Annotated in this window: 20 protein-coding genes; 13 read left to right on the top strand and 7 right to left on the bottom strand. The window is 45.2% G+C overall.

Annotation, left to right across the window (positions count from 1 at the left end):
- Positions 1 to 40 precede the first annotated feature (40 nt).
- The 3 genes from KJB05_RS11740 to KJB05_RS11750 form a co-directional block, all read right to left on the bottom strand.
- Positions 41 to 664, bottom strand: a complete 624-nt coding sequence (locus KJB05_RS11740) for a bifunctional 4-hydroxy-2-oxoglutarate aldolase/2-dehydro-3-deoxy-phosphogluconate aldolase (RefSeq protein WP_005388506.1) — start codon at positions 662 to 664, stop codon at positions 41 to 43.
- 78 nt (positions 665 to 742) lie between these two features.
- Positions 743 to 1,675: a sugar kinase gene (locus tag KJB05_RS11745; RefSeq protein WP_208444153.1), complete on the bottom strand. Its 933-nt coding sequence runs from the start codon at positions 1,673 to 1,675 to the stop codon at positions 743 to 745.
- A gap of 34 nt (positions 1,676 to 1,709) precedes the next feature.
- Positions 1,710 to 2,045 (bottom strand): cupin domain-containing protein, encoded by a 336-nt coding sequence (locus tag KJB05_RS11750; protein ID WP_005450851.1) that lies wholly within the window; start codon positions 2,043 to 2,045, stop codon positions 1,710 to 1,712.
- 421 nt (positions 2,046 to 2,466) lie between these two features.
- On the opposite strand from KJB05_RS11750, the gene KJB05_RS11755 reads away from it, so the two are divergent.
- From KJB05_RS11755 to KJB05_RS11765, 3 genes are all read left to right on the top strand, one after another.
- Positions 2,467 to 4,632: a heparinase II/III family protein gene (locus KJB05_RS11755; RefSeq protein WP_208444154.1), complete on the top strand. Its 2,166-nt coding sequence runs from the start codon at positions 2,467 to 2,469 to the stop codon at positions 4,630 to 4,632.
- Positions 4,633 to 4,634: 2 nt separating this feature from the next.
- Positions 4,635 to 6,800 carry a heparinase II/III family protein gene (locus tag KJB05_RS11760; RefSeq protein WP_208444155.1) on the top strand — a complete coding sequence of 722 codons (2,166 nt, stop codon included), beginning with the start codon at positions 4,635 to 4,637 and terminating at the stop codon, positions 6,798 to 6,800.
- Positions 6,801 to 7,202: 402 nt separating this feature from the next.
- Positions 7,203 to 8,546 carry a polysaccharide lyase family 7 protein gene (locus KJB05_RS11765; protein ID WP_208444156.1) on the top strand — a complete coding sequence of 448 codons (1,344 nt, stop codon included), beginning with the start codon at positions 7,203 to 7,205 and terminating at the stop codon, positions 8,544 to 8,546.
- Positions 8,547 to 8,713: 167 nt separating this feature from the next.
- Here the strand turns inward: KJB05_RS11765 and KJB05_RS11770 are convergent, their stop codons facing one another.
- Positions 8,714 to 9,742 (bottom strand): metal-dependent hydrolase, encoded by a 1,029-nt coding sequence (locus tag KJB05_RS11770; RefSeq protein WP_208444157.1) that lies wholly within the window; start codon positions 9,740 to 9,742, stop codon positions 8,714 to 8,716.
- A gap of 158 nt (positions 9,743 to 9,900) precedes the next feature.
- A complete protein-coding gene (locus KJB05_RS11775; RefSeq protein ID WP_005437145.1) occupies positions 9,901 to 10,158 on the bottom strand; it encodes a hypothetical protein in 258 nt (85 codons plus the stop codon).
- A 404-nt stretch (positions 10,159 to 10,562) separates the two neighbouring features.
- Between KJB05_RS11775 and guaD the strand changes: the two genes are divergently transcribed.
- The 5 genes from guaD (at position 10,563) to KJB05_RS11800 (ending at position 15,785) form a co-directional block, all read left to right on the top strand.
- The gene (guaD, locus tag KJB05_RS11780) at positions 10,563 to 11,963 is read left to right on the top strand and encodes a guanine deaminase (protein WP_244142883.1); all 1,401 of its coding nucleotides are present in this window, start codon (positions 10,563 to 10,565) and stop codon (positions 11,961 to 11,963) included.
- A 326-nt stretch (positions 11,964 to 12,289) separates the two neighbouring features.
- Positions 12,290 to 12,763: a hypothetical protein gene (locus KJB05_RS11785; protein WP_208444158.1), complete on the top strand. Its 474-nt coding sequence runs from the start codon at positions 12,290 to 12,292 to the stop codon at positions 12,761 to 12,763.
- Between the two features lie 22 nt (positions 12,764 to 12,785).
- Positions 12,786 to 13,712, top strand: coding sequence for a tripartite tricarboxylate transporter substrate binding protein (locus KJB05_RS11790; protein WP_208444159.1), 927 nt, complete (start codon positions 12,786 to 12,788; stop codon positions 13,710 to 13,712).
- Positions 13,713 to 13,871: 159 nt separating this feature from the next.
- Positions 13,872 to 14,285 (top strand): tripartite tricarboxylate transporter TctB family protein, encoded by a 414-nt coding sequence (locus KJB05_RS11795; RefSeq protein ID WP_208444203.1) that lies wholly within the window; start codon positions 13,872 to 13,874, stop codon positions 14,283 to 14,285.
- Between the two features lie 9 nt (positions 14,286 to 14,294).
- On the top strand, positions 14,295 to 15,785 hold the full coding sequence (locus KJB05_RS11800) for a tripartite tricarboxylate transporter permease (protein ID WP_208444160.1): 1,491 nt from the start codon (positions 14,295 to 14,297) through the stop codon (positions 15,783 to 15,785).
- 90 nt (positions 15,786 to 15,875) lie between these two features.
- Here KJB05_RS11800 and KJB05_RS11805 read toward each other — a convergent pair whose 3' ends face one another.
- A complete protein-coding gene (locus tag KJB05_RS11805; protein ID WP_208444161.1) occupies positions 15,876 to 18,314 on the bottom strand; it encodes a M9 family metallopeptidase in 2,439 nt (812 codons plus the stop codon).
- Between the two features lie 278 nt (positions 18,315 to 18,592).
- Here KJB05_RS11805 and KJB05_RS11810 point away from each other — a divergent pair, with 278 nt between their 5' ends.
- Genes KJB05_RS11810 through KJB05_RS11820 form a run of 3 tightly spaced genes read left to right on the top strand, consistent with a single transcriptional unit; the run spans position 18,593 to position 22,752 of the window.
- The gene (locus tag KJB05_RS11810) at positions 18,593 to 19,180 is read left to right on the top strand and encodes a GIY-YIG nuclease family protein (RefSeq protein ID WP_208444162.1); all 588 of its coding nucleotides are present in this window, start codon (positions 18,593 to 18,595) and stop codon (positions 19,178 to 19,180) included.
- 42 nt (positions 19,181 to 19,222) lie between these two features.
- Positions 19,223 to 21,376 (top strand): ATP-binding protein, encoded by a 2,154-nt coding sequence (locus KJB05_RS11815; protein WP_208444163.1) that lies wholly within the window; start codon positions 19,223 to 19,225, stop codon positions 21,374 to 21,376.
- 2 nt (positions 21,377 to 21,378) lie between these two features.
- A complete protein-coding gene (locus tag KJB05_RS11820; RefSeq protein WP_208444164.1) occupies positions 21,379 to 22,752 on the top strand; it encodes a hypothetical protein in 1,374 nt (457 codons plus the stop codon).
- On the opposite strand, the gene dcm is transcribed toward KJB05_RS11820, so the two are convergent.
- On the bottom strand, positions 22,736 to 24,277 hold the full coding sequence (dcm, locus tag KJB05_RS11825; RefSeq protein WP_208444165.1) for a DNA (cytosine-5-)-methyltransferase: 1,542 nt from the start codon (positions 24,275 to 24,277) through the stop codon (positions 22,736 to 22,738). The two genes, KJB05_RS11820 and dcm, sit on opposite strands and share 17 nt — an antisense overlap.
- Positions 24,278 to 24,520: 243 nt before the next feature.
- Here dcm and KJB05_RS11830 point away from each other — a divergent pair, with 243 nt between their 5' ends.
- Together KJB05_RS11830 and KJB05_RS11835 are read left to right on the top strand one after the other, a co-directional pair.
- A complete protein-coding gene (locus KJB05_RS11830) occupies positions 24,521 to 25,849 on the top strand; it encodes a sphingomyelin phosphodiesterase (RefSeq protein WP_208444166.1) in 1,329 nt (442 codons plus the stop codon).
- Positions 25,846 to 26,802, top strand: a complete 957-nt coding sequence (locus tag KJB05_RS11835) for a chromosome partitioning protein ParA (protein WP_208444167.1) — start codon at positions 25,846 to 25,848, stop codon at positions 26,800 to 26,802. Before KJB05_RS11830 ends, KJB05_RS11835 begins: the two co-directional genes overlap by 4 nt.
- Positions 26,803 to 26,859 lie beyond the last annotated feature (57 nt).

Consider the following 26,859-nt stretch of genomic DNA (forward strand, 5'->3'; position numbering starts at 1 on the left):
TTATATTCTATTCGCTAGTTTTATCGGGGTGTTACGACACTTATGCTACGTGAGCTACTGCGTCGCGAACCAGTGTACCTAGTTCATCCCACTTACCTTCATCGATAAGTTTTGTTGGAACCATCCAAGTACCGCCACATGCCAGTACTGAAGGGATAGACAAGTACTCGTCTACGTTACCTAGGCTCACGCCACCTGTTGGCATGAATTTCACTGGGTAAACCGCCGTTAGTGCTTTAAGCATACCAACACCGCCAGATGGCTCAGCAGGGAAGAATTTAAGTGTGCGCAGACCCATTTCCATCGCTTGCTCAACAAGGCTTGGGTTGTTTACGCCAGGTACGATAGCCACACCTTTGTCTAGGCAGTATTGAACCGTGCGAGGATTAAAACCAGGGCTTACGATAAAGTCCACACCAGCTTCGATCGCTTGGTCAACTTGTTCGTTAGTTAGGATCGTACCTGCACCGATCAGCATTTCTGGGAACTCAGCGCGCATAGCACGAATCGCTTCTGCAGCACACTCTGTGCGGAACGTGATTTCTGCGCAAGGCATACCGTTTTCAACCAAAGTGCGGCCTAGTGGAATCGCATCTTCTGCTTTGTTGATGGCAATAACAGGAATTACTTTTAGGTTTGCTAGTTGTTCGTTTAATGTCGTCATAAGAGTGTACTCGTCGTCGTTAACTTGAGTTCAATAAATCACTGCGGAGCGCAGATTACTCAACGCTCCGCAAAAGAATTACAAAGGAAGATCTGGCATCACTTCACGTGGAATGATGGCACCTTTATGTTGAATTACCGCGCCAGCCATACAGTGACCAGAGTAAGCCGATTCCGCAGCATTGCCGCCAGTCAAACGCTTCGCCAAGAAGCCTGCACTGAAAGAATCACCAGCCGCTGTTGTATCAATCACGTTGTCGACTTTGTTTGGCGCCACGTATTGCGCTTCGCCATTCGCCACAACCAAACAATCTTTGCTACCACGTTTGATGATGATTTCATCCACGCCCAGTGCAGAAGTTCTCTCGATGCACTGTTCTAGATGCTCGTCACCGTAAAGCATTTGCTCATCTTCAAATGTGAGCAGTGCGATATCTGTGTGCTTAAGGATCTTCAGGTACCAAGACATGGCATTCTCGCGGCTTTCCCACAATTTAGGACGGTAGTTGTTATCGAAAATAACCTTACCACCTTGTGCCTTGAAGTGCTCAAGGAAGCCAAACAGTTGCGTCTTACCTTCTTCAGTAAGGATCGCTAATGTAATACCGCTCAAGTAAACCGCATCGTACGAGTAAAGTTTGTCGACTAATAGCGGAGACTCGTTTTGTTCGAATAGGAATTTAGCGGCCGCCTCGTTACGCCAGTAGTGGAAGTAACGCTCGCCAGTTTCATCGGTTTCGATGTAGTAGATACCTGGTTGCTTTTCTTTAACGGAAAGAACCAGACTAGTATCGATGCCCTCTTCTTGCCATGCTGATAGCATTTCTTGGCTAAAAGGATCGTTACCCAGAGCCGTTACATAGCTGGTTTTAATATCGTGAGCTTTGGTCAAACGAGATAAATACAGTGCGGTATTCAACGTATCACCACCGAATGACTGCTTTAGCTGACCTTCCTTTTTCTGTAGCTCAACCATACATTCGCCAATGACCGCGATGTTTAATGATTTCATGTTGTCACCTTAGCAACTGAGGTTGCGCTATAGATTATTTTAAGAAGTCTTCACGAGCTGGATTGAAGATGTCTAGAAGAATGCTGTCTTGCTCTAGTGCAACCGCACCGTGCATCATGTGCTTACGAGCAAAGTATGCGTCACCTTCTTTCAGTACTTTCTTCTCGCCTTCGATTTCTGCTTCAAAGCTGCCACGTACTACGTAACCGATTTGATCATGGATTTCGTGAGTATGCGGAGCGCCAATCGCGCCTTTATCAAAACATAGGTGAACCGCCATTAGGTCATCTGTGTAAGCAACAATTTTACGCTTGATACCGCCGCCTAGCTCTTCCCACGGGTTCTCATCTAATACAAAGAAAGAATTCATCGTCATACTCCTAAAAAGTCTCTATTAAAGCGAACCCTACGGCACTTCATTCTTAACCATGCTTTTATTAAAAGGTTCTCTTAAAAAAGCGTCGTATTGATAAAAGTGAAACGCGCAGCGAAAGGGTCTACTGTCGAATTGGTAACGAGCATATCCGATCTATTTTAATTGTCATACAATATATCTAAAAATATGTGATGTTCATCAAACGGTGCTCGTTAAAGCATTCCACTTAACGATTGATAACGCCGAAACATCAGCCACAACAAGGATTGCCACAACAATATAAATCAATAAGTTAGCTAAATTCGCGTGATTTCACTCTCCCTTTTTGCCACAAAAACTACACCCAAACTTAATATTGTATTACTTTATAGAAAGTTTAAGAAAACAACACACTTCATCTGAGGGTGGTAAAGAAATGACTACACAACCGATTTTGTTGACTGAAGCAGAAGTCGAACTACTAAGAAAGGAAGTCGGAAAGCCGAGCTTAATGGGCAAATCCATTGAAGCGAATCGCAAGGAACTTGAAGCCTTTATGCGTCTGCCTCTAGACGTACCAGGTCACGGCGAAGCGGGTGGCTACGAGCACAACCGCCACAAACAAAACTATACCTACATGAACTTAGCGGGTCGTTTGTTCTTGATCACTCAAGAAGAAAAGTACGCGCAATTCGTTAAAGATCTTCTCGCTATCTATGCAGAGAAGTACCTAACTTTTGATTTCCACGTACAGAAAAACACTAACCCAACAGGTCGTCTTTTCCACCAGATCCTTAATGAACACTGTTGGTTAATGTTTACTAGCCTTGCTTACTCTTGCGTGGCATCAGTGATGACAGAAGAAGAGCGCACAGCCGTTGTTGAGCGCATTTTCGAACCAATGCTAGACATGTTCACCGTGAAATACGCGCACGATTTCGACCGTATTCACAACCACGGTATCTGGGCAGTTGCGGCTGTTGGTATTTGTGGTCTAGCTATTGGTAAACCTGAATATCTAGAGATGTCGGTGTACGGTCAAGACCGAGATGATACCGGTGGCTTCCTAGCGCAAATCTCGCAACTGTTCGCCCCTTCTGGTTACTACATGGAAGGTCCGTACTACCATCGTTATGCGATTAGTCCAACTTGTGTATTTGCAGAAGTAGTACACCGTCACATGCCTGAAGTAGACATCTACAACTACAAAGACAAAGTGATTGGCAACACAGTACAAGCGATGCTGGCAACGGCTTACCCGAATGGTGAGTTCCCTGCCCTAAACGATGCATCTCGTACCATGAGCATTACCGACATGGGCGTTCAAGTTGCAGTGAGCGTTTACAGCAAACACTACGGTATGGATGACAACATCCTAGGCATGGCGAAGATTCAAAACGCCGTTTGGATGCACCCATGTGGTCTTGAGCTTTCTCAAGCTTACGATAAAGCCATCGCAGACCGTGAAATCGGCATGCCTTTCTGGCCAAGTGTGGAGCTCAACGAAGGTCCAACTGGTAACAACGGAGCACAAGGCTTTATCCGTATGCAGGATAAAACCGGTGATGTGTCACAGCTTGTGATGAACTACGGTCAACACGGTATGGGACATGGTAACTTCGATACGCTTGGCATTACCTTCTTCAACCGTGGTCAAGAAGTACTGCGTGAATACGGCTTCTGTCGCTGGGTAAACGTAGAGCCTAAATTCGGCGGTCGTTACCTAGACGAAAACAAATCGTACGCACGTCAAACTATCGCGCACAACGCGGTAACGATTGATGAGCAATGTCAGAATGGTTTCGATGTAGACCGCGCTGATTCGGTGCATGGTTTGCCTCATTTCTTCAAAGTAGAAGGCACTGAGATCAACGGTATGAGTGCGTTTGCGAACGACCATTACCCGAATACAGACATGCAACGCAGTGTGTTCATGCTTAACCTAGATGAGCTTGAAGCACCGCTATTGTTAGACCTTTACCGCATCGAAGGTGAAGGCGAGCATCAGTACGACTACTCTCATCAATACGATGGTCAAATCGTACGCACTAACTTTGATTACCAAAGCTTTGGTGAACTGAACACGCTTGGCGATGACTTCGGTTACCAACACCTTTGGAAAGTAGCAAGCGGCACAGTGCAAGATACGGCGCTGGTTAGCTGGCTGCAAAACAACACCTACTACACTTGGTTAGGCACCAGCAGCAGCGCGAAACAGAACGGCGATAATGAAGTGATCTTCACTCGCACTGGCGCCAATGACCCAAGCTTTAACCTACGTAGCGAACCGGCATTCATTCTACGCAGCAAGGGCGAATCGACACTATTTGCTTCTGTGCTAGAAACACACGGCTACTTCAACGAAGAGTTTGAGCAATCGGTGAATGCACGTGGTCAGGTGAAAGATATCCGCGTCGTGGGTTACAACGCCGTTGGCAGCATCGTAGAAATCACGACTGAAAAATCACTGGTTACTGTGATGATCAGCAATGTGCTAGGCGCTGACGACCAAACCCCACACCAAGTAGAATTGAACGGTAAAACCTACAGCTGGAATGGCTTCTACTCTCTAGAAGTGAACGCATTCGGGCAGGAGAAATAATAATGAGCTACCAAACCCAGTCTTACCAACCGCTATTAATGAACTTTGAAGAAGCGGCAGAACTAAGCAAAGCACTTGGCACGGATAGCCTATTAGGAAATGCACTAGCACGTGACATCAAACAAACTGACGCTTACATGGCAGAGGTAGGTATTGAAGTTCCAGGTCACGGCGAAGGCGGCGGTTACGAGCATAACCGTCACAAGCAAAACTACATCCACATTGATCTAGCGGGTCGCCTATTCCTTATCACTGGTGAGCAGAAGTACCGCGATTACATCGTTGATATGCTAACGGCTTATGCGAAGGTTTACCCGACGCTAGAGAGCAACACCAGCCGTGACTCTAACCCTCCGGGTAAGATCTTCCACCAAACTCTGAACGAGAACATGTGGATGCTATACGCGTCTTGTGCGTACAGCTGCATTTACCACACGTTGGAAGAAGAGCAAAAAACACTGATTGAAAACGACCTGTTCAAACAAATGATTGAGCTGTTCGTAGTCACTTACGGTCACGACTTCGACATCGTACACAACCACGGTCTGTGGGCGGTAGCAGCAGTAGGTATCTGTGGTTACGCAATCAACGATCAAGATGCAGTAGACAAAGCGCTTTACGGCTTGAAACTGGACAAAGTGAGCGGCGGCTTCCTAGCTCAGTTGGACCAACTGTTCTCGCCAGACGGCTACTACATGGAAGGTCCTTACTACCACCGTTTCTCGCTGCGTCCAATCTACCTATTTGCAGAAGCGATTGAACGTCGTCAGCCTGAGCTTGGTATTTACGAGTTCAACGACTCGGTAATCAAGACCACGTCTTACGCAGTATTTAAGACGGCATTCCCAGATGGTACTTTGCCAGCATTGAACGATTCATCGAAGACGATTTCGATTAACGATGAAGGCGTAATCATGGCAACGTCAGTATGTTTCCACCGTTATGAGCAGTCTGAAACGCTACTTGGCATGGCAGACCACCAGCAAGATGTTTGGGTTCATATCTCAGGGAAAACATTGTCTGACGCGGTTGCAGCAACAGACAACATCAAACCATTCAACTGGGGTAGCCTATTCGTTACTGACGGCCCTGAAGGCGAAAAAGGCGGCGTAAGCATTCTTCGTCACCGTGACGAACAAGATGACGACACAATGGCGCTTATCTGGTTTGGTCAACACGGCAGCGATCACCAGTACCACTCAGCGCTAGACCACGGTCACTACGATGGTCTGCACCTGAGCGTGTTTAACCGCGGTCATGAAGTGCTGCACGATTACGGCTTTGGTCGCTGGGTAAACGTTGAGCCTAAATTTGGCGGTCGTTACATCCCAGAGAACAAGTCTTACTGTAAGCAGACGGTCGCGCACAACACAGTAACGGTTGACCAAAAGACACAAAACAACTTCGACACAGCGCTAGCAGAAACCAAGTTCGGTTCTAAGCACTTCTTCAAAGCTGATGACGAAAAACTGCAAGGCATGAGCGGTCGTATTTCTGGTTACTACAACGGCGTAGACATGCAGCGCAGCATCATTCTTGCTGAATTGCCAGAATTCGAAAAACCACTTGTGATTGATGCTTACCGCATCGAAGCAGATCAAGAGCACCAATACGACCTGCCAGTGCACTACTCTGGTCAAATCATCCGTACGGACTTTGAATACGATGTAGAAAGTACGCTGCGTCCAATGGGCGAAGACAACGGTTACCAACACCTATGGAATGTGGGTTCAGGCCAAGTTCAAGGCAGCTCGCTTGTAAGCTGGTTGCACGACAACAGCTACTACTCGCTAATCACAAGCGCAACAAACGGCGGCAAAGTGTTCTTCACTCGCACTGGCGCAAATGATCCAGACTTCAACTTGAAGAGCGAACCAGCACTGATCCTACGTCAATCTGGTCAGAACCACGTGTTTGCTTCTGTATTAGAGACACACGGTTACTTCAACGAGTCTATCGAAGCATCGGTTGGCGCTCGTGGTCTAGTAGAGTCAGTAACCGTCGTTGGCAACAACGAAGTGGGTACCGTGATTCGTCTGCAAACTACCACAGGCAACGCTTACCACTTCGCTATCTGCAATCTAGATGAAGACAAGCAGAACGCCGCACATCGCGTTGAGTTCGACGGTGTGACTTACACTTGGGAAGGCGCATTCGCACAAATTTAATCTTTAGCTAGTCACTAAAAATTAATGTAAAAATCGGGAACTAATTCAAAGCCGGACGTCATGTTCGGCTTTTTTTCGTCTTCATAAAACCGATCTTCGCTCACAATTATTCATATTGTATAGCTTGTAACCCTCTATTCTTGAAAGACTTTTCTAAGCTTTGACACCTACAAAGTGCCATCACGCTTCCAAACTAAAGCAGCATGCTAAAGAATTACATTGCAAATAGTTGCGTAAGATCGCTAGTTAGCCGCAACCAAAATACAGAAGTTCGCTTTTCATCTTCATCTTTGTTCTTCAGAGAAAGGATTAATCCTTATTTGTGTTATTAAAATACATGAAGCACAACTTACTTCTACAGGATTAGAAGATAAGCCATCGTTGAAAACCGTGGAGAACAACATGAAAAGCAAGTTAGTCAATATTGTCGGCAGCGCCGTTTTACTGAGCTCCTTTGCCGCACATAGTGCCGAAGTCAATCTCGTTAACCCAAGTTTTGAACAAGATTTTTCTGGATGGACAGAGATAGATCCAACCGCTGTCTCCGGTGTTGCCTATGACGGTGCAAAGTCAGCAAAATTCTCTGGCAGTGGCGCACGTCTAGAGCAGTCAGTTCCGGTCACAAGCAATACCGAATACACGCTGAGCGCGTACGTGCTGGCAGATGCGAACATCGGTGTGAATGTTGGCAGCGACACTTTTAGCAAAACCGCTTCAAACTCAGATTGGGCGCAAACCACCATTACGTTCAACTCAGGAGATGCAACGGAAATCACTGTCTTTGGTGAATACGGTGGCGCTGAAGGCCGTGTCGATCTCTTCAAACTCACATCTTCTGAAATCATTGACCCGCCGACCACTTCATTACCTGTCTTCGATCTTGACCCTGCCCTGCCACCATCAGGCAACTTCGACTTATTAGATTGGAAACTCGACCTGCCAGTTGATGATAACGGTAACGCGTCTGGCGATGCTCAAGAAGTGAAAGAAGGCGAACTCTCTAGCGGCTTTGAGAACAGCGAGTTCTTCTACACTGGTGATAACGGCGGTTTGGTGTTCATCTCTCCCGTCGAAGGCGCAACCACATCTGCAAATACCAAATACACACGTTCAGAAATGCGTGAAATGCTCCGTCGTGGCGACACCAGCATCTCAACCACAGGCATCACCAAAAACAACTGGGTATTTGCGAGCGCACCAAGCGATGATCAAAACAATTCTGGCGGTGTGGATGGCGTTCTAGAAGCAACATTGGCCGTCAACGCGGTAACGACAACGGGTGATTCCAGCCAAGTGGGCCGCGTAATCGTCGGCCAGATCCACGCAAATAACGATGAACCAATCCGCCTCTACTATCGTTTGTTACCGGACCACACCAAAGGTTCGCTTTACTTTGCGCATGAACCTAACGAAGACGCGTCATCAGATCCAGAGCAGTTCATTAATCTTATTGGTAGCTCAGCATCCAACGCTTCAGAACCTGAAGATGGCATCGCACTGAACGAGTTATTCTTCTACCGCATCGAAGTGCAAGGCAACCAACTTATCGTCACTATTAAACGTGATGACCACGAAGACGTCACTGAAGCGGTCGATATGACCACCAGCGGCTACGATGTTGGCGGCCAATACATGTACTTTAAAGCGGGCGTGTATAACCAAAACAACTCAGGTGACCCAACTGACTATGTTCAAGCGACGTTCTACTACCTAACCAACTCGCACGACGGGTATGAATTCCCGTAGTGAGTTCGACCAATAGTTGATTAAAGCAAATACGAAAAAGCCGGACATCACGTCCGGCTTTCTTTATTCAGTTTGGTGCCAGTATTCATTTTGATAAAGAGGTTTCCGACAACACGCTCTCGTCTCATCATCTTCAAGAGCGAGTTGGGCATCGCTATACACCTAAACTAGGAACGCGCGCTTAACTCCACACGTTCCAAATTCGCATCAATACTCTGGTCGCCTTTCAGCCTTTCCCAAAGTTGGCCTAACAAATCCAAGCTACGCTCACTTGGGTAGCGTTGTGTTGATTCCAACAACTGCCAATCGCCATCTTTGCCCTTCTCCGCAAAGATAAATTCAAAGGAAAGGTTGTTCGACATTCCCAAACGCAAGTCAGACACAATCAGTGCATCATCTTCCACTCGATAGTTCAGATAGTCATGTGAGAAAGCCTTGAGCCCTTTCAAAGTCTCCGGCTTATCTGCCAAAGGCCAACTGCCTAGTGGGTGTGAGACAAAATCAATACGCTCATCGCTATCGAGTACCGATGCCAAGCCTTCGTAATATTGACCATCATCCATCACCACCACTCGCCACAGGAAGGTATTAAACGGTGTTGGCGTGATCAGCACTTGTTTATTCGGTAAGTTCTGCGCCGCTAAGTTATGCTCCACGCGAGATGCGATCATTTGCTGCGATGCGTAACCCCAACCGAGATAAAGCGTAGAGATGAGCACCACACTCTGACACCAACGTCCGCCACGGGTTTTCGAAAACAGAGCAACACCAATCGCAAGCAACAAAGGCAGAGTGTAAAGCGGATCGATAATAAACACGTTCCGCAACTCAAAATAGCCCTCAAATGGCCAAATCAGCTGCGTGCCATACGTTGTCATTGCATCCAGCAAAGTGTGGGTAACGAACACACTCACAGTTAAAAAGAACACACGAGAAAGCGTCCAAAACGTATCTGGTCGCCAACGGCAATAAAGCCAAGAAATCAGCAAAGCAAAAGGAGGTAACACCAAGAGAGAATGCGTAAAGCCGCGATGCTTGATTGTGTTTTGTACTGCGTCACCATAATCCAGAATCACATCCAGATCTGGCAAAGTGCCAAGCGCAGCACCCATCAGTAGTACCTTCGCATTACAGCGCTTTCCGGCAATCGCACCGGCAACTGTCGCGCCTAATGCAGCTTGTGTGATTGAATCCATATCCTGCTATCTATACCCATTCATGACAAAGATTGATTGAATCGAAAACTAAAACGCATTTCCATAAGTGTCAAACCACTCACTAGCTTTGACTCTCTTATTTACTTACTTTTACACATTGAGTGTCGATCAAATGTCTTGGATAGTTTGAGGACAAGCTACTTAAAAACAGCAGTCTCTGGGCGGGATATTTTCTTGATCAATGCTTCACGTCTAAGCTCTAAAATCTCATCAATCAATTTCTCTTTTGCATTGATGCCAAAGTGTTGATCGTAGTTTTTCACTTTTTCGATTTCGTGTGGGTGTAAACGGTACACTTCTTCTTTCAAGCGGGCTTCAGCTTCGCTTTTAATAAAGCCTTGGTTTTGGAGCAACTTAATGATCACTTCATCGGCTGCGTTTACTACTCTTGCCATGATTCTCCAATCTACTGGTTACGTTGTTCGCCACATGGTTTACTCGCATCATCTGGCTTGGGCTTCTCATCTGGCATAGCCATTTAAGTCGCACAACTTATAACCCAAACATGACAGCTTTATTGCAGCCCAAGGTCATTTATTAGCAAAACATGAAATGCACCACATCGGTTCAACTGCCTGTTTTTCCTCACCATCATGGTTAGCGAACACCTACTTATTGTCTCGTGAGTTCGCCTTCAAGCCTTGTACTGCCTACCATTAACCGCTTTGTCGTTGATTGGCATACATCTCGCAATAGTCACTTCGCTTTTAATGGTTTTCGGTTGTTACACTCTATTGACAAGGGCTTGCTCGAATAAGTCAAAAACCATGGATTTTCAAACGATTCAATGGAGTGACTTATGAACAAAAACGCGATCCTTCTATCTTTACTCGGTACGGCTTTCTTCTCTTCTCATGCGGCGGCGGACGTCACCGCCATCCGCTCTAGCCTATTACATTTCATCAATGATCCTGCCAAGGTTGAACACCTGCCTGATGCCTACCAGTACTTCGAAGACGGTTTGTTAGTGATTGAAGATGGACACATCAAAGCCATCAAAGCGTTCAATGAAAACGATGCGACACAATACCAAGAGATTGTCGATCACAGGGGAAAACTCATCGTGCCGGGCTTTATCGACACACACATCCACTACCCACAAACACAAATGATCGCCGCCTATGGTGAACAACTGTTGGAGTGGCTAGAAACCTATACCTTTCCCACAGAAAAGCAGTTTGAAGACAAAGCTCATGCTAAAGCCATCTCCCAGTTTTTTATCAACGAACTGTTGAAGAACGGCACCACCAGCGCCTTAGTGTTTGGCACGGTGCACCCTCAATCTGTAGAAGCGTTGTTTGAGGAAGCGCTAGACAAGAACATGCGCATCATCGCGGGGAAAGTCATGATGGATCGCAACGCACCAGACTACCTACTTGACACGCCTGAGACGGGTTATCAAGAAAGCAAAAACCTGATCAACAAATGGCACAACCAAGGGCGATTGCAATACGCCATTACGCCTCGCTTTGCGCCGACCTCAACGCCAGAACAGTTAGCGGCTGCCGGAAAGCTCAAAGCCGAGTATCCCGATGTGTATGTGCATACGCACTTGTCAGAAAACAAAAACGAAATCGAATGGGTGAAGTCACTCTTCCCGGATCGTGAGGGCTACTTCGATGTTTACGAGCACTACGGATTGGCCGGCAAACGTTCCATCTTCGCCCACGCGGTTCACCTTACTGATAAAGAGTGGAGTGCATTTCAGCGTACCGACTCCGTGATTTCTTTTTGTCCAACGTCCAACCTATTCCTCGGTAGCGGTCTGTTTGATTTAGAAAAAGCAGAGCAAAAAGAGGTACGCGTCGGTTTGGGGACGGATGTTGGCGCCGGCACCAGTTTCTCTCAGTTAGAATCTTTAAATGAGGCTTATAAAATCATGCAGTTACAAGGAAAGAAACTCTCTGCGTTTAAAGGCTTGTACTTAGCGACCTTGGGCGGCGCGAAATCGCTGAGTCTCGATGACAAGATAGGAAATTTTGAAGCAGGTAAAGAGGCCGATTTTGTTGTCCTTAATTGGGCAGCAACGGATTTGCAGAAGCTGCGTTACCAGCATTCCAAGAGCTTAGAAGACAAATTGTTTGCCTTGATGATGTTGGGTGACGAGCGAAACGTCGAAGCCACTTACATTGCAGGTGAGCTTGCGTATTCTACCGAAGGCAAAGTCGCAACAAAGAGCAAAGTGAACGAACCAATCTAAGCAGATTAAGCCCTGCGCAAAAATGGCAAAAAGCCGGACTCTGATGTCCGGCTTTATCGAATTTGTCTTGGCGAAACGTTCTTTATTCGCCCTCAAATCCATCTAATTTATCTCTCCATAGGGCCATTTATTGTCTTAGTTATAAAACTTGATTCAGCCCTCACTTTTATAACCCATATCCTTATTAAAGTTAGATCCCTCGCACTATTCTCTTGATTCACAAGTGATCTGACCATCATTTAATCGTTTCGTACGTTTCGTACTCACTTGTCATACAATATCATTTCTTTTGTAAGTTCAGGTAAGAACATCAAAAGGAATCAATGATGAAAAGTCATGTTGAAATTGCCATGGATGCTGTCGAGTTAGTCAAGCCATCCATAGAACGATTATTCGAACGAACCAATCGAAAAGAACTTCATATCGTGGTGATGGATCCTAGAGTCAAACCGTGGGAAGCGTCTTTTGCTGATGCCGTTCTCTATGAAACATCTCTGGGAAAACCACAAGAATGGACCATTCCATTTGATGAGTTCGCGAGAAACAAAGCGCAACAAGCGTGGCGTAACGGACGCCCTAATATTCATAACCAAACCACCCAAACCTCTTCTCTACAAGAAAACGATTTGCTGTTCTTCGGCTCATTTGTACATGGCGACATCGTCGTTGCGTGCAGTGGTGTCGAGCAATGGTATGACATGCTCATAAGCGGCTGGATCGCTGTCGCATTTGAGCAGCTCTGCATGAGCGAATATCAAAACAATAAAACAAACCACCCTACACAAGCATACAAAAACTAACGGAAACAAAAGGTCGATTATTATGAACAAGCTTCTTAAATCTCTACTTGTCGCCGCTGGCATCATGGTCTCTGCAACGGTTATTGCCGCGGATTATCCAACGAAAAACATCCGTCTTATTGTTCCGTTTGGTGCAGGCGGTGGTACAGACGCCGTCGGTCGAACTCTGGCTAACTCCGCAAAAGATGTACTAGGACAAAACATCGCAGTGATGAACCGCACAGGAGGCGCTGGCGCGGTGGGCATGAGCTTTGGTGCGCAGCAGCGTCCAGATGGGTACACACTTACGGTTGTCACTCGTGAAATCGCTTCTCTCCCTCAAATGGGTTTAATGCGACATGACGCGAGCGACTTTAAACTGATTCGAATGGTTAACCTCGATCCTGCCGTAGTTTTGGTTCATAAAGACAGCCCTTTCAACACCATCAATGACCTGATCGCCGAAGCGAAAAAAGGCGAAGGTAAAGTGAAGTTTGCCTCGACTGCGGCGCCAAACTTCTACCTGATGGCATTAGAGCAGAACCAAGGAATCAAACTTAACGCCATTCCATACAACGGTGCATCGGAAGCGATTCCCGCGGTACTTGGTAAACACACAGACGTCACCATGGTAACGCCAGGAGAAGCCATTGCTCAGTTGCGTTCAGGTCAATTAAAAGCATTGGGCGTCATGTCAGACGAACGCATTGAATACATCGCCGATGTTCCGACATTGAAAGAGCAAGGTGTTGATGTTGTTACTGGTACATGGCGCGGTATCGGCGCACCTAAGAACACGCCAGATGAAGTTATTGAAACGCTGGGTAAAGCCTTTGATGAAGCAATGGCATCGGCAGAGTTCAAAGAGTTTATGGAAAAAGGCGCAATGACGATCCACAACATGGATGCAGAAGCGTTTACCAAGTTTGTTGATGAAGACAGCAAAGCGCTCGCAAAACTAATTCAGTAAGTGATGTTCTAAGCGAAGAGCATCACCACGATGCTCTTCGTGTTGAGGAGAATCAGCATGAGTCAAAACAGCCTACAACAAAGCGGCTCACAGCCCACAGAACCCATTCAAAACCAACCCTCATCAAAACTGGGTAGAGAGATCTTTTTCCCGCTTTTGATGATCGTCATTAGCAGCATCGTACTTGTGCTCATCAGCCAATTCGATGAACCACACTACCAAGACGCCAGCGTTAACGCCCAATTCTTTCCTAGCGCTATCGCAATTGCACAAATCATCATTTGCACCGCTCTTATCGTCCAACGAAAGCTAAAAGCAGCCGTTCAACAGCCAGCCGTTCCCGTGTTTTCAAAAATGGCGATATTTGGCATCGGCTTTCTCGTGGCTTATGCGCTGCTGATTCATATCGTCGGTTATTTGATCGCAAGCTTAATCGCATTCACCGCTTATTTGGTCTTTTTCAAAGTCAAAAAGCCGCTGTATTACCTTATCGCTTGGTGTTTTGTATTTGGGGTGTATTACCTATTTGGAGAGGTGTTTTACATCGCTCTACCTCAAGGCTTGTACTATTAAGGAGAGGCTATGTTTGAACACTTACTCAATGGCCTACTAACCGCATTTAGCCCAGAAGTATTGCCCATCTTAATTTTCGGCGTTGTCGGTGGGATCATCTTGGGAGCACTACCCGGACTGACGGCTACAATGGGCGTGGCGATTCTATTGCCTTTTACCTTTGGTATGGATTCGACACCAGCACTGGTGATGCTTATTGGCGTCTATATCGGTGGTATTTACGGAGGCTCAATTGCCGCCATTCTATTAAAGACACCGGGTACTCCGGCTTCGGCCGCGACGGTACTTGATGGACACACCTTAGCAGCAAAAGGACAAGCCGCTCGCGCGCTCAGTATTTCTGCGGTTGCCTCGTTTGTCGGCGGACTACTGAGTACGATCGTCTTGATTGCCATCTCCCCGCTTTTGGCAAACTTTGCACTACGCTTTAACGCGCCCGAGTACTTTGCGCTCGCTCTGTTTGGCCTAACCATTATTGTTAGCGTTTCTTCTCAAAACATTTTGAAAGGCTTGTTGGCTGGTAGCATTGGTTTATTGGTGTCTACGGTTGGTCTTGACCCTATCAGTAGCGTTCCGCGCTTCACATTTGGAGTGATGGATCTTTATAGCGGCATCAATGTTATTCCGGTGCTTATTGGCTTGTTTGCCTTGTCAGAAGCCATTAATCAGATCGAGAAGATCATCAATGAAAAGCATGCAGAAGTACCAACGTTTGATCGTAAAATTCTAAGCAAAAAAGATCTTAAGACAATCCTACCTACAGCCACTAAAAGCGGCCTGATTGGTACTGCGATTGGTTCTGTACCCGGCGCTGGTGCAGATGTCTCAGCTTTTGTTTGCTACAACGAAGCCAAACGTTCAGCGAAAAAACCGGAGGAGTTTGGTAAGGGGTCACTTCATGGATTGGCCGCAGCTGAATCCGGTAACAACGGCGTAACCGGTGGCTCATTAGTACCTTTGCTCACACTGGGTGTTCCGGGTGATGCCGTTGCAGCAGTCTTGTTGGGCGCACTTATTGTGCAGGGTTTAACGCCTGGGCCTCTGTTGTTTAGCCAAAGTCCTGAGGTGGTTTATGGCGTCTTTAGTTCGATGTTGGTCGCTAATATCGTCATGCTGTTGGTTGGCTTACTTGGTATTCGTTTCTTCTGTCGCATCATCGAAGTTCCGAAAATACTGATGATTCCAATCATCATCTTCCTGTCAGTGGTTGGTGCTTATGCGATTAACAACTCTATGTTTGATGTCGGCATCGCTATCGCGTTTGGTTTACTGGGCTTCGCCCTCGGCAAGATGGACATTCCATCCTCACCAATATTGTTGGCCATCATTCTAGGGCCAATGGCAGAAACCAACTTACGCAAAGCCTTACTCATGTACGACAACTCGTGGTCATTCTTGTATGAGCGACCAATCGCACTTGCCTTCGTGTTGCTAGCGATCTTCTCGGTGTACTCAACACTAAAAATGAAGAAGAAAGCCAAACCCCAAGCAGCAACCTAGGAAAGTTTTCGTAGCGAATAACACACAACAAAAAGCCGGACTCTGATGTCCGGCTTTGGTTTTATGAGGGTTTGATTTCGGTACCGCGAGTTAGTAGAAGTAAACCAACATCTCGACCTCATCCCCTTGCTGCTCTGCATTCAATGAGAAATGGACATAGCCTTCTTCTGTCACTGGGATTAGCAGGTATTCATTACTGCCCCAGTAGTTTGATGCGTATTCGTGCTGCCCTGCTGTTGGCCAATAAGCTTTGCTCGCATACAGATCAACGTTGCCATTGTCTGCATTACCGTTTTTGTCGGTTAGCCACACTCGCACCTCTTGCACGCCTTGTGGAACATAAACCGCTGCGTAACGCTGTTGGTGCACCGTTAAGGTCTGCGCTTGGCCAGATTCCAATACCACTGGAGTTAAGTCATCTTGCTCTTGTGCTGGCGGTGTTGGGGTTTCTGTCACTAATGACGCCTGTAACGTCACGTCATTAAAGTCAGAACGGCCCGCAATGCTGATGTAGTAACGACCCGGCTTAATGTAACCTGATTGCTCCGGCTCAAACGTCACTAACTCATTGCTGCCATCGCCATATTGGCTGAACTCAAAATCGTAGTAGTGGGCTTCTTTCTCAAAGCTCATGTACAAATCGGCATCGCCTTGGTTATTGCCATGAATCGCCACGTCAAAGTGAGTTGTGTTCTCTGGCACATCCACATAGAACAGTTGTTCGCTGTATGCTGCGCCACTGAGCACCACACTTTGGTTTGCTACAAGCTGCGTTACTTGATCAGAAGGTTCTGTCGGCTCACCCGGATTTGGATCTGGGTTCGGATCAGGCTGCTGAGGGTCACTTGAGACTGAATCTAACCAACGGTCAAACTCGCCATTGTATTGCTCACCCAATAATTGAACCTGCTTTGCCCACTCAGCAAACTGACCAGAACGAGAAAGTACCAGTAAGCTATCTACCTCTTGCGGGTGCTCTTCCAACATAAAGCGAACCGCTAAGTAGCCCCAACGATAAACTCGATTGGTATCGTGAGAGTAAGTGGTCGCCAACACGTCCGATAGGCTCATCTTACCGTCAGCAATCAACCCAATCGCCGCGTCGTAGCCTTGCTTGTAATGCATGTACTCAGCAAAGCCCTCTAGCCACCAAACAATGTAACCATGTGCCAAGTTATCGCTGAATGAGCCATATTGGTTGAATCGCGCATCTAGGTAATGGGTGTATTCATGCTCTAGGTTGAGAATAGAAAGCGCCTCGCCATTGTCATAGCGGTAAGCGACAAAGCGCGCCACGTTGCCTGCTTGTGCCGGATTACCCTCAAGGTACTGACCGCCGTTATCCGTTGTATTACCAAACAAGAAAGACGAGTAATCCACATAGCTGCCGTTGTTCGCAAACACGGCGACTTCCACTCGCTCGTTGTTGTCGTCCGCAACAGGTTGATGCCCTGTGTTTGCCACTTGGTGGAAGTCGGCCTCTTTTGCGGCTAAAACCTCACAAGCTTCAATAGATTGGGCTTGGGTTAAATCTTGAGAACGGATGATGGCCGGACCATCACATTCATGACGATTCGGTAGCACGCGAGCCGCCAAATCACGCTTCGCTTGGTCTAAATCCAAACCATTCAGACCCTCTGGCGCGAAGTAGCTCATCATCTCGACTGCAGCCAGCCAAAGCTTATCGTGTTCACTACCAAGCGGGTTTTGCTCCATCACTTGTTGCATCACACGCAGCGCTTTCTCTTTGGTTGCTTGGTTTGGGCTGGCTAGTAAACGTCCGGTTTCGCGAACGGCGTTGTAAACCAAGAAGCTCGCATCCGTATCCAATGCCCAAGCATTATCACGAGCAAACGCCGCTAACGTATCAATGTGTTGTGTATGGCTTGCCATGTATTGGTAAAAATCATCTCGCGAAGCATGGCCAGCCATCGCACGGAAAAGGTTATTTAACCCATCGACCCACTGTGTGTCTTGCACCGTTTCGCGATTGAAGTGACGCAATGCCGCAAGTTGTGCTTCCATCGTTAGAGGAAGTTGCTTCACATTGTCGACCATCAACGTCAGGCTTTTCATCGCCCCTACTTGCTCGCGTCCTTGGTCTAGCGCGTGTGGATTCGCTAAGAACGCGTTAATCGACTGAGCAAAACGTTGCCCTAGTGCCTGAGAAAAGTCCGGCTGTTGCGCGTTATAACGAACGTAATAAGCCGCTCGGACAAACTCACCAAGGTTTTCGAGCTTGCGCGCTTGTTCTGCCTCACCACGGTAACTTGCAATGGCTTGGTTTAACGCAATTTGAATACGGCTTAAACTCGCTTCACTGTAGATATCGTTCAGCGAATCAGCAGGTGCAGAGAACCAAGCACCATAACAATGATGAGTCGCTTCAGAAACGGCTAAAGCAAGATCAGGCGCCTGTTGAAGATCAGGAATATCGCACTGTTCTTGAGCGAATGAGAAACTGGAAACACTGGCAAGCATGCAAGCTAGCGCCAAGCGATGACGTGGGAATAGACGGGTATGAGACATAACAACACTCATTAATTAGTTATATGTTTAAGGGCGCTGTTATATTCCTTACAACAAACAAGGTGAATTGAGTTGCATAGGATTTATGAAGTTAGTTCAGAAATTAGATATTTAACTCTAATTTATAAGGTCACGATCTAAAGCCCTACCGTTTTTGTACAAAAACCGTGCGGTCTGAACAAAAACGAATAAAACTAACTATGTACGTTTTATTCATAATGGTACCCTGACTCTTGGCACTTTCTCATGATTACTACTGAAATAGATCTTCTTCGCATATGACTAATTCATACTATGTTTATGTCTTGAAAGACCCTCGACAAGCCCCAGCTCTGACTTTCTATGTAGGAAAGGGAACAGGTAGTCGTGCTACAGAACATTTGAAAAAAGTCGATACCACTCGCAAAGGAAAGTATATCCAAGAAGTACTTGATTCCGGCCAATCCCCACTAGTAGAAAAAGTGGTAGACAAGCTTACTGAAGCGCAAGCCCTCAGAATAGAAATGGCATTAATTTCTTGCTTTGGCACAATAGATACGGGTGGAACTTTGTATAACACGGTAATCCCGAGTTCAATAAAGCGAAGATTAGACAATAAGTTAGTCGTACCAAAAGGGGCGATAGAAAAAGCTCAAATGGGCTTAAGATTGCTAAAAGACTCAATTATGAATTTCGCTATTGAAAACCCGCAAGGTATCACTAATTCTGATTGCGCCCATTACCTAGGCTTACAATCAAATAACAACGGTAACCAACAAGATTACTTAACTTACAGCGTTTTGGGCCTCCTAGTAAATGAAGGTGAACTACAAACCAAGAAGCTTGGAAGCCGAAGAAAATACTTAACACATCAATCGAAATTATAGATAAATCATTAATTTTAAAGTTTATTTTGGAGCAAATTTTAAATGGAAGAACAGAAACCTATAGTGGAACCATTTAGGGCAAATGCTCACCTCCTCAAGCTTCTTGGCGATGAACTGATAGGTGATGACAGGTTAGCTGTCTTTGAATTGGTTAAAAATGCGTATGATGCAAACGCTTTAAGTGTGGACGTCTCACTAAACCTCAAAGGTGACAAATCTAACATTATTATTTGGGATCATCATGGATTTGGAATGACAAAAAACGACATCCTAAACAAGTGGATGGAGATTGGCACTAGTAGTAAAAGAAACAAGAATAAGATAAGGACTCCACGGCTAAATCGGTTACCATTGGGAGAGAAAGGTGTTGGACGTCTAGCTGTACACAAACTGGGTAACCAACTTACTATTAACACTAGAGCTGAAGGCTCTCCCGAATACAAAATTGCAATTGACTGGCCTAGTCTAATTGACGAAGCAGAGTATATTGAAGACACCCGGGTAGTTATTACTCCTTTAGAAAGTCCAGAGTATTTCGCCAAAGAGACTGGTACTCGAATAGAAATAGGCGCACTGAACAATACTCACTGGACTAGAGGTGATCTACGCCGACTCAAAAGGCTTTTGACAAGCTTAATATCCCCTTTTAAAACAGTCTCAGACTTCGACGTAATACTCTCAGTTCCAGGACGCGAAAAAGAAATTGAAGACCTATTGGATGCAAAAGATATCCTAGAAAAGGCTCTCTGGACATATGACTTCATAATCGATGAAAATGGGCGGTTTTCCTCGACATATACTTTCAACCCTCCTCAAACTTTCAGAGAATTAGCTGATTCAAAACTTGAGCAAGAAGATTCCCGCCTAGAACTACTAGAGCCAACAAAAGAAGAAGAATTAGCCAGAGAAGAAGCAGTTAGAGAAACTCTACTTCTAAACCCGGAAGATCTTGAAGGAATAGGCCCGATCTCAGGCACGTTCTATATATTTATGAAAACAGGGGCAGTCCTAAGTGCGGTAGGTTCACCACAATTAATTAAAGAGTACTTAAAAGAGCAATCAGGCGTGCGTGTCTATCGAGACGGAATTAGAGTTTTCAACTACGGGGAAGGAAAAGATGATTGGCTTGGATTAAATGCAGGTCGAATAAACATGCCAGGCCAAAAAATAGACACAGGCATGGTTATAGGTGGTGTCGATCTCAACTTAGAAGTGAGTGAGGGATTGAAAGAGAAAACTAATAGGGAAGGTTTTGACGAAAATGACACATACAAACGCTTCAGGTGGATAATAGCCAGCGTTATAGAAGATTTTCACTTAAAGCATAGACAAGATCGTGAACGACTTGATGCTTATGTAAAAGGTGACATCAAAGACCTTTCTCCAGCCACTACACGCTTTGAAGAAAGCATCAAAGATATAAAACAAAGCATCAAAAAACACGGCCTTGAAGAAGAAATGGCTAATAAAGTGACGCAGATTGAAACCGACTATCACCAAATGCGAGAAGTTACATTAAGCTCAGGTATCGCGGGTATCAACCTTGCTGTAATCTTTCATGAAGTTGAGCGAGGTGTAGAAGACTTAAACGCTTCAATTCGCCAATCTGATGATTATTCAACGTTACTTAAGCGTGCTGAGCATCTTAGTGAACTACTTGAGGGATTTGCTCCTTTACTTCGTAGAAATGAGCAAAAGACCTTCAATATCAAAGCACTAACTCAAAAAGTTACCAAATTAAACCAACACAGATTTAAGCACCATAATGTAACTATATCATGCCCTATAAATACAGATGAATCTGAAGCATTTGAAGTAACAGCTCCTTTTGGCCTACTACAAGCAACATTAACTAACCTGATAGACAACTCTATACATTGGACTAGCTTGAAAGCTGAAAAAGAAGGAGACGAGTATACTGCTGCTATTCGCATAGATAGCTTGCCAAATTGGTTTAAAGAAGGTCCTGCATTAGTTGTTATGGATAACGGTCCTGGCTTTAGCTTAACTCCGGAAGAAGCTATTCAACCATTTAAGACAACTAGGCCTGGGGGGATGGGCGTAGGCCTCTATTACTCAGATAAAGTAATGGAAACTATAGGTGGTCGATTACAAATTTGTTTACCGGATGATTTAGATCTCCCTGAGGCGTATCAAGGAGCAGTTGTTGTTATGATTTTTGGGCAGGAAAAATAAAAATGATAAGTTTGCCAGGTATCGTATTAGTTGACGATAAAAAAGAAGATTTAGATGCACTTCAAGAGAGTTTCACTCTTTCTGGATATCCTTGTATCCCAATTCAATACAAGAGTGATCCAGAAAACATTACTGGTATAGATCATGTTAACCTAAATAATGTTCACCCCAGAATAATAATTACGGATTTAAACCTTCAAGAGTTGCAGATCGAAGCAACGCAGCTTATTGGCCCTATAGCTGAAGTACTGGAGAACCTCGTTGTCGATGGTTTATATATACTCTATTTTTGGTCTAAAAACGTAAGTACCGTATCAAAAGTCATGGAGTTAATCGAGCAGCGTTATAGTGACCGAATTCCGTTTCCACTACACTGGGGGATTCTGGATAAAACACAATTTAAAACTCGCCCAGAAGAACTTAATAATAAGGTGAGGTCGTTAATTGAGGATAATCCTATTTTTAACGCTTTATTTGGTTGGGAGAACCAAGTATCAAAGGCAGCTAGGCAAACAACTGATGCTATTTTTAACTTGGCTAAGCCGAACCAAGAAGGGCTTTCACTATCAGATTTTAAAGAGCAAACTACAAAAAGCATAAACACTATGCTTGCCAAAATCGGTAATGAGGCTATCGGCCAAGCAAATGCTAAAGAGGAACCAGAAATAGCCATAGAGTTAGGGCTAGAGCCAGTTTTATACAATCGTATAACGTCGACATATAAACCAGTTCATAGATCCATTTGGAGAGATGCTATCCCAGATATAGGTAAACGAATCGTTATAGATAGTTCAACAAAAGCTCAATTAAACACCTTTTATCATATAAATGAGCTAAAAGCTGATGCTCCCATTAATAAACGGGGAACGTGGGTAGAGCTTAATAATGATTACTTCGAGTTACCTGAAAATAAAGAAAAAATAAAATCGAACTTTGGCAAAGATTTCAAGACCATTTTGCATGATGAATTTTTAGATAGTGACAAAGGCACTAGAGACCAAAGAGCTTTAGCAAGAAGTTCAACAAAACTTGGGTTTATTGAATTGTCAGCCGAATGCGACCAAGCACAGAGAAAAACAAAACTCCATCGATACTTCCTCTCTGCTTTAATTCCTGTAGATTTTAGTGATTTCACGTACTTTAAAGACAAAACTAAAGATACAAAACATGCTGGAATATATCGTTTACCAAACATTATGATCGCAGGTCAAGAGTACATAGTTAAAATTAGCTATATGTATACGATCGGAACTATACCTAATGCAAGCAAGTGGTTAGCTAAACCATTATTCCAGCTCAAAGACCAGATTTTGACTGATATTTCTTTCAAAGCATCTCAACATTCATCAAGACCGGGAATCATTCGTTTTGATTAAGTAAATGTAGGACAACACTACCAATTTGCTGTGCCAAAAAAGGAGGCACAGCATTCCCTACTTGTACATACTGCTGAGTTCTATTCCCTTCAAACAGATAGTTATCAGGAAAAGTCTGTAATCTAGCAGCTTCACGAACGGTCAAACTTCGGCATTGCTTAGGATCATAGTGGATAAAGTAGTGACCGTCTTTTGATATATGGCTAGTCACCGTTGTTGCACACTTAGTTGCCGCTTGTGTTCTAAAGCGGTCTGCATGTGAACCTGAATCCCAATTCTCATGTGCAGGAGCGAGTTCTGAGGGATAGTCTCTAGATTTTGGTGATATACCATCATTGAGCATTGTAAACGCTGCACTGTAAGCATAACGAAGAAGATCTGAAGTCATGTGGCCTCTAGTCGCATGATTCAACACAACTCCAGGATTATCATTTAAGAACCAATCTGCAATATGACTCGGAATAAGGTGTTCGCCACTCTTTGAAACTTTACATTCGCGTTCAAGCCCACTGAGTGGCATCAAATCTAACTGTTCGACTTGCTCTTTCGAGAATGTCTTCACTAAGATTCGCTTCAATTTTTTAGCGTTTACAGACACTTCTTTCTGCCAATCTTTCTGTACATCTTTTTGCTTAGAAAAACCACTTCGTAAGGGAGGAAGATCCGAAAGAGCTTGCTCTACTGTCATGCTGTCTTCCATCTCCTCTAATACCTGAGGTACACCTTTAATATCCTCTCTTACACCGAGTAGGATTACACGATGACGAGCTTGAGGTATTCCGTGTTCTTCTGCACGAATAAGGAAGTCACGAGAATTTTTATACTGAGGGTTATTCGGTTGCTCAGCTTCTTGAACTAACGAGAAAATTTTGTAGTTAGGTACTCCTCGAATTTTTGCAACCTTACCGGGTTTTCTCAGGTCTTTTAGGATCTGAGGAAACATTTTTTTTCCATTAATCTTTGCCGATAAAATCCCACGTACGTTTTCCATCACAAATACATCAGGTTGCGCAATCGAGAGAACTTTTAAGTACTCTTTGTATAGGAAATTACGATGATCTTTTTCTGCCTTATAATCTTTGATACCCGCATTACGAGAGCGCCCGGCTAAAGAATACGCTTGACATGGAGGACCACCAATAACAACTTTAGGTCCTTTATGAGATTTGATCAGATCACGAATTCGCTCGTGTATTAACTCGTTATCCATCCCTAGCGCGCGAGGCACCTCTAACGTTTCAATAAGAGCTTGCTTCGCTTGTTGAGGGAAAAGCTTAAATAGTTCTTCCCTTTTCATCTCTCCGCGAACGTACTGGTTATAGCTATCTAAGCCACCCTCAAGTTCTCTAATTTTTCGGAAAAAAGCTCTGGTCGTTAGCGTCTTGTGTGCGGAAGGCTCTTTTTCAACAGAAACTCCAATCTGAAATGGTTTGTTTCCTTTGCAATCTACTACTGACGATATCCCTTCACCCAGCCCACCAGGACCCGCAAACAGGTCAATTACTAAAACGTTGTCTTTTTCCATTATTACTTTGTTGTTATTGGTTAAAACGCCAGGCAATCATACCAGGCATTCAGGGTGAAGCAATTGGTTTTTTAGCTTCAAATTAAGTATTAACCGATAGCTAAAACTCTTGCTTGATATCCGAACAAAGATCACAACTCGCTAACTATTTCTGCTGAGTGCCTTTCTGTCATCCATATTTAACGTGCTAGTCATATTTATAAATAAGAATTATTGCTCTAACACAACTTATGGATAAACAAGATGAAATTTTCGCAGTGGAGTCTTTTGCTAAGCGGTTTAGTGGCATTACCAAGCTTGGCAGATACTGACGTATACCTCACCAATAACTCAGACCAACCGTTAACCATTCAGGTGAAACACGAAGGCAGTGATTTACTGAAATACGGAGAAGAATGGCAGCAGCATGTACAAGTGCTTGGCCCTTGGGAAACCAAATCCGTACTGAGCTTTAATCGCTGGGAAGGCGTGAAATCTGGTCAGAACTATCGTTTTAAAACCGTAGTGTCTAACCCGCAAGGTGAGAGCATCACGCTTAACCAAGTGATGGAAGGCCATTGGTATAACTCTACGATTGAATATGGCTTGTCTGCGGCGGATGTGGGCTTAGCACTCAAAGACGATCGCAATATTCACCGCGCTAGTACCGATGCATTTGGCGACCGCACGTCAGAACTGGCGTTCAAATCTGCCAGCACGGCTCGATATGATGATTTGTATTACACCATCACGCCAAACAAGGTGGATGAAGTCGTCGATACCGATGAGCAAAACCTGAAGCTGATGACTTATAACATCTGGGCACTGCCTGCGATTGCTTCTCACATTGGCGATCGTTACGAGCTGATTCCTGATTACGTCAAAGGTTACGATGTGCTGGCACTGCAAGAGGTGTTTGCCAGCGGCCGTGATGCTTTCTTGCGTGAGCTTGCAAAGGAATACCCTTACCAGACTAAGATGCTGGATAAAGATGGCTTCAATATTTACGACGGCGGCGTGATCATTGTGAGCCGCTACCCTATTGTCAATCAGGCTCAATACGTCTTTCCAGATTGCTCGGGTACGGATTGTTTTGCCGATAAGGGCGTGAATTATGCGGAGATCATCAAAGGCGGTCAGGCCTACCATGTGTTCGCGACTCATACTGCGTCTTTTGATACGGATACGGCGCGTGAGTATCGTCAGCGCCAGTTCAAGCAGATGCGCACAATGGCCCAATCTCTAAATATCCCTACCAACGAGACTGTGGTTTACAGCGGCGACTTTAACGTGAACAAGTTGAAGTTCCCTGGTGACTACCAGCAGATGATTGCGAACTTAAGTGCGATAGAACCTCAGTACTCAGGTTATACCGCCTCGACTTTCGACCCTCGCATCAATAACTTTGCCGGAGAAGCTTTATCTGGTGGCGAGAATGTGGAGTACCTCGACTACGTGATGGTGAGTAATGAATATGGCGTGAAGTCGTTTAACGATAACCGTGTCGACGTTCCGCGCTCTACCGCAGGGAGTTTGTGGAAGCATTACAATCTGTCGGATCACTTCCCTGTTAGCGCTGTGATCAAACCATGAGGCGTATTTCGTTAGTTATTGTGTCCGCCGTCGTGGCGGGCATGATTTGGTTCTCAATGGCGGGTGATAAGGGTGAAAGCTTGTTGCCGTTTTCTTCTGTGATTGAAGGGCGTGCTGAACAAAGTACTAGTGGTCATTCTTCAGCAGACAATCACACTGCCAGTAAAAAAGTCATACCGAAAGCCAAAGATACCCCTTCTCCGATTAAAGCAATTGCTGGACGTTTGAATGACGCCAAAGGTCGTGCATTAAAAGCCGAAATAGAGACCTTCTGGCACACGTGTATGTCTGATCATAACTGCGAATCTAAGCTGGCCGAACTGGAAAGCTATATGTCGGGTGAGCGGTTTGCTTTACTGGCGAACTACCATCAGCTCAATAGTTTGTGGCAACAAAGTGTGGGTGGTTTGTTGTTTGATGAACAGCAACCGCTCGCCTCTCGTGTTGCCCTGCTCAAAGCGGAAGCGAGAAAGATATGGGGTGAGCTGGCCGAAGTCATTTTTGCTGATGAATTTGCCCTTTACGATTTTAGTTTGCAGGCAGAACAGTTGAATTCGACTCCCGCTCAAGACTACGTGCAAGCCTTTGAGGATTTAGTTAAAGAGTGGCAAGGCAATGAAGAAACGTTGGGATTAGCCAGCGAGCAAGCAAAGTATGAGCGTGCGGTGGCGTTAATTCCGGATAACGTGAGCCAAACAGAGCGTGAGGCTTTGATTGAAGAGCTTCAACAAACTTACCTTTCTGAACAAGAGAGTGAAGAGATACACGCTCGCGAACAACAAGTCGCCGAGCAAAAGCAGCAAGTGCGCGATTATCAGAGTGAGTTGCAACAGCTTGAGTCCAAACTGGCAATGCAAAGAACGACTAGCCACGCAAGTTTATCGGACTCGGAATGGCAGCGTTATTACCAACAAAAGGTGGCGGATTTTCGTCGTGAGTTCTTTGCGGGTTAACGGTTTGTTTGTCTGAGCAATTGGAAGTGAGAGATTCCCTACTCGCTCATTCTTCGC

The organism is Vibrio sp. B1ASS3, assembly GCF_905175355.1.
In the GTDB taxonomy this organism is placed as follows: Bacteria; Pseudomonadota; Gammaproteobacteria; order Enterobacterales; family Vibrionaceae; genus Vibrio; species Vibrio owensii.

Bases quoted from the DNA above. Each gene is read 5' to 3' on its own strand.
- KJB05_RS11830 (WP_208444166.1), top strand. From the start codon at position 24,521: ATGAAATTTTCGCAGTGGAGTCTTTTGCTAAGCGGTTTAGTGGCATTA.
- KJB05_RS11740 (WP_005388506.1), bottom strand. From the start codon at position 664: ATGACGACATTAAACGAACAACTAGCAAACCTAAAAGTAATTCCTGTT.
- KJB05_RS11750 (WP_005450851.1), bottom strand. From the start codon at position 2,045: ATGAATTCTTTCTTTGTATTAGATGAGAACCCGTGGGAAGAGCTAGGC.
- KJB05_RS11760 (WP_208444155.1), top strand. From the start codon at position 4,635: ATGAGCTACCAAACCCAGTCTTACCAACCGCTATTAATGAACTTTGAA.
- KJB05_RS11805 (WP_208444161.1), bottom strand. From the start codon at position 18,314: ATGTCTCATACCCGTCTATTCCCACGTCATCGCTTGGCGCTAGCTTGC.
- KJB05_RS11765 (WP_208444156.1), top strand. From the start codon at position 7,203: ATGAAAAGCAAGTTAGTCAATATTGTCGGCAGCGCCGTTTTACTGAGC.
- KJB05_RS11835 (WP_208444167.1), top strand. From the start codon at position 25,846: ATGAGGCGTATTTCGTTAGTTATTGTGTCCGCCGTCGTGGCGGGCATG.
- KJB05_RS11745 (WP_208444153.1), bottom strand. From the start codon at position 1,675: ATGAAATCATTAAACATCGCGGTCATTGGCGAATGTATGGTTGAGCTA.
- KJB05_RS11775 (WP_005437145.1), bottom strand. From the start codon at position 10,158: ATGGCAAGAGTAGTAAACGCAGCCGATGAAGTGATCATTAAGTTGCTC.
- guaD (WP_244142883.1), top strand. From the start codon at position 10,563: ATGAACAAAAACGCGATCCTTCTATCTTTACTCGGTACGGCTTTCTTC.
- dcm (WP_208444165.1), bottom strand. From the start codon at position 24,277: ATGGAAAAAGACAACGTTTTAGTAATTGACCTGTTTGCGGGTCCTGGT.
- KJB05_RS11790 (WP_208444159.1), top strand. From the start codon at position 12,786: ATGAACAAGCTTCTTAAATCTCTACTTGTCGCCGCTGGCATCATGGTC.
- KJB05_RS11820 (WP_208444164.1), top strand. From the start codon at position 21,379: ATGATAAGTTTGCCAGGTATCGTATTAGTTGACGATAAAAAAGAAGAT.
- KJB05_RS11755 (WP_208444154.1), top strand. From the start codon at position 2,467: ATGACTACACAACCGATTTTGTTGACTGAAGCAGAAGTCGAACTACTA.
- KJB05_RS11785 (WP_208444158.1), top strand. From the start codon at position 12,290: ATGAAAAGTCATGTTGAAATTGCCATGGATGCTGTCGAGTTAGTCAAG.
- KJB05_RS11815 (WP_208444163.1), top strand. From the start codon at position 19,223: ATGGAAGAACAGAAACCTATAGTGGAACCATTTAGGGCAAATGCTCAC.
- KJB05_RS11810 (WP_208444162.1), top strand. From the start codon at position 18,593: ATGACTAATTCATACTATGTTTATGTCTTGAAAGACCCTCGACAAGCC.
- KJB05_RS11795 (WP_208444203.1), top strand. From the start codon at position 13,872: ATGATCGTCATTAGCAGCATCGTACTTGTGCTCATCAGCCAATTCGAT.
- KJB05_RS11800 (WP_208444160.1), top strand. From the start codon at position 14,295: ATGTTTGAACACTTACTCAATGGCCTACTAACCGCATTTAGCCCAGAA.
- KJB05_RS11770 (WP_208444157.1), bottom strand. From the start codon at position 9,742: ATGGATTCAATCACACAAGCTGCATTAGGCGCGACAGTTGCCGGTGCG.